Below are 2,319 nucleotides of genomic sequence, written 5' to 3'. Positions count from 1 at the left end.
CGGCGCGCGGGCTGCTGACCTGCCATGCCTGCGGCCTGCTGTGCCGCGCGCCCGGCGCCAGCGCAGCGCTGCGCTGCCCGCGCTGCCTGGCGGCGCTGCATGCGCGGAAGCCCCACAGCGTGTCGCGCACCTGGGCCTGCGTGATCGCCGCCGCCATCCTCTACATCCCGGCCAACACGCTGCCGATCCTGGAGACCCGCTCGCTGTTCGAGTCGCACAGCAACACCATCATGAGCGGCGTGCTGCTGTTCTGGAACAGCGGCGCCTGGTTCGTCGCGGCGCTGATCTTCTTCGCCAGCATCGTGGTGCCGCTGACCAAGCTGATCGCGCTGGTCCTGCTGCTGGTATCGGTGCAGCGCCGCATGGCCTGGCAGCCGCGCCAGCGCGCGAAGCTGTACCGCCTGGTGGACGCGATCGGGCGCTGGTCGATGCTCGACATCTACGTGGCCGCGCTGTCGGTCGCGCTGGTGCAGGTCGAATCGTTCGCATCGATGCGCGCCGGGCCGGGCGCGGCGGCGTTCGGCGCGGTGGTGGTGCTGACCATGCTGGCCGCGCAGTCGTTCGACCCGCGGCTGATCTGGGACGGCGCAAGAGATGGCTGATACGCCCGATCAGCCGATTCCGGAAGCCGTGGCCGTGCCCAAGCGCCACTGGACCGTGCCCCTGGTCTGGATCATTCCGATCGTCGCCGCCCTGCTCGGCATCTGGCTGGCGCTGCACTACCTGCTGGCGCAGGGGCCGACCATCACCATCGCGTTCAAGAATGCGGAGGGGCTGGAGGCCGGCAAGACCAAGGTGCGCTACAAGGACGTCGACATCGGCACCGTGACGGACGTGGCGATCGCCGACGACCGCTCGCAGGTGATCGTCACCGCGCAGATGGCCAAGCAGGCGGAGCGCTTCCTGGTGCAGGACACGCGCTTCTGGGTGGAGCGCCCGCGCATCACGCTGGGCAGCATCACCGGCCTGGGCACCCTCTTTTCCGGCGCCTACATCGGCACCGACGCCGGCACGTCGAACGCCAACAGGCGCCACTTCGTCGGCCTCGATACGCCTCCGCCGGTGCTGCTGGACGCCAAGGGCAGCCAGTTCATGCTGCACGCGGAAAACATGGACTCGCTCTACCTCGGCGCGCCGGTCTACTTCCACCGCGTGGCGGTGGGCAAGGTCACCGGCTACCGGATCGACCCGGAGGGCCGGGGCGTGACGCTTGACATCTTCGTCGACGCCCCCAACGACCGCTTCGTCACCGCCAACTCCCGCTTCTGGGTCGCCAGCGGCATCGACCTGTCGGTCGGCAGCGGCGGCGTCAAGCTCAACACCGAATCGCTGACCTCGGTGGTGGTCGGCGGCATTTCGTTCCAGACGCCGCCGGACATCGCGGACGACAAGCCGGCGCCGCCCGACACCCGCTTCGCGCTGTATCCGGACCGCGACAGCGCATTCAAGCGCCGCAACCGGCAGGCGCAGGAATACACCGTCTATTTCAGCGAATCCCTGCGCGGGCTGGCGCCGGGCGCCGCCGTCGATTTCCACGGCATCGAGATCGGCGAGGTCAGGTCGGTCGGCCTGGAATACGGGGCAGGCCCGCATGCGATCCGCTTCCCGGTCCAAATCGCGCTCTTTCCGGAACGCCTGCGCCCGCGCGGCGGCGCGCCGCAGGCCTCGCCGCTGGAGCGCAATCCGCAGGATTTCCTGAACCGGCTGGTGGCGCGCGGCATGCGCGCCCAGCTCAAGAGCGGCAACCTGCTGACCGGCCAGCTGTTCGTCGCGCTGGATTTCTATCCGCACGCGCCGCAGGCGAAAATCGACTGGACCCATGCGCCGCCGGTGCTGCCGAGCGTGAGCGGCAGCTTCGCCGGCATCCAGGAGAGCCTGGCGAGCATCGCCAGAAAGCTCGACCGCGTGCCGTTCGACGCGATCGGGCGCGATCTCGAGCGCACGCTGCAAAGCCTGGACGGCACGCTCAGGAGCGCCGACAGCGTGCTGCGGCAGCTGGATGCGGCGGTCCTGCCGGAAGTGCGGGACACGCTGGCGCAGGCGCAACAGGCGCTCGGCAGCGCCGAACGCGCCCTGTCGTCCGACGCGCCGGTGCAGCAGGACCTGCGCGACACGCTCGAACAGGTGAACCGGGCGGCGCGCGCCCTGCGCGCGCTGGCCGACTACCTGAGCCGCCATCCCGAGGCGCTCATCCGCGGCAAGGAGTAAGGCATGCGTCTGTTCCTCGTTCCCCTCGGCGCGCTGTCTTTGGCGCTGTGCGCCTGCCGCACGGTGCCGGAGAACTTCTACACGCTCAACCCGGTCGCGCCGCCGGCCGCC

Annotated in this window: 2 protein-coding genes; both read left to right on the top strand. The window is 70.0% G+C overall.

What is annotated here, in order from left to right; all coding sequences use genetic code 11:
• Nucleotides 1–11: 11 nt before the first annotated feature.
• The gene (locus A6M56_RS07500; protein WP_286757952.1) at nucleotides 12–602 is read left to right on the top strand and encodes a paraquat-inducible protein A; all 591 of its coding nucleotides are present in this window, start codon (nucleotides 12–14) and stop codon (nucleotides 600–602) included.
• A complete protein-coding gene (locus tag A6M56_RS07495; protein WP_286757950.1) occupies nucleotides 595–2,208 on the top strand; it encodes a PqiB family protein in 1,614 nt (537 codons plus the stop codon). Before A6M56_RS07500 ends, A6M56_RS07495 begins: the two co-directional genes overlap by 8 nt.
• Nucleotides 2,209–2,319: the final 111 nt, after the last annotated feature.

Origin of the sequence: Ralstonia sp. RL, assembly GCF_001683835.1 — a bacterium.
In the GTDB taxonomy this organism is placed as follows: Bacteria; Pseudomonadota; Gammaproteobacteria; order Burkholderiales; family Burkholderiaceae; genus Ralstonia; species Ralstonia mannitolilytica.
The sequence above is the reverse complement of the archived record's forward strand: the minus strand, read 5'-3'. Positions and strand labels throughout refer to the sequence as shown.

Coding starts and splice junctions, on each gene's coding strand:
- A6M56_RS07495 (WP_286757950.1), top strand. CDS start 595: ATGGCTGATACGCCCGATCAGCCGATTCCGGAAGCCGTGGCCGTGCCC.